1 protein-coding gene is annotated in these 497 nt (G+C 71.2%); it reads left to right on the top strand.

Translation table 11 applies throughout. The annotated features are described in order from the left end of the window. The first annotated feature begins 49 nt into the window (after nucleotides 1-49). Nucleotides 50-289: a zinc ribbon domain-containing protein gene (locus tag LRG07_RS13810; RefSeq protein ID WP_201167892.1), complete on the top strand. Its 240-nt coding sequence runs from the start codon at nucleotides 50-52 to the stop codon at nucleotides 287-289. The last annotated feature ends 208 nt before the right edge of the window (nucleotides 290-497 follow it).

Genomic DNA, 497 nt, shown 5'->3' with positions numbered 1-497 from the left:
GCCGGTGCAATAGCAGGCCACCCCCACATGCGCATCAAGAGGAGGAGTTATGCCCACGTACGACTACCGCTGCCCGAGCAACGGGGTCACGCTGGAGGTGCGCCACGGCATGGACGAGTGCGTGCGCACCTGGGGAGAGCTTTGCCGCCTCGCCGGCCATGACCCCGGCGAGACGCCCGAGGACGCGCCGGTGGAGCGCCTGATCTCAGGGGCCGGCTACATCAGCAGCGCGAGCCGCTCCGAGCCGGAGCCGGCCGGCGGCTGCTGCGGCGGGGTGTGCGGGCTCTAGCCGTTCCCGCCGGAGCGAGCGCCGCCCGTACTTCCCCCCGCAGGTGCCGGTCGCACCACGAGGAGGATCAGACATGAGCGATCTAGCAAGGACCTGGCTCCAGGACACCTATCCGGTGCGCAGCCTGGAGCTGCCCAAGGGCGGCCGGGGGCCGAGCAGCGCCGATGACATCGTCGCCGGCCTGCGCAGCCGCATCGACCGTGATGAG

Source organism: Halorhodospira sp. 9622, from assembly GCF_022228025.1.
Taxonomy (GTDB): Bacteria; Pseudomonadota; Gammaproteobacteria; order Nitrococcales; family Halorhodospiraceae; genus Halorhodospira; species Halorhodospira halophila_A.
This window is presented reverse-complemented; position numbering and strand designations above follow the sequence as displayed.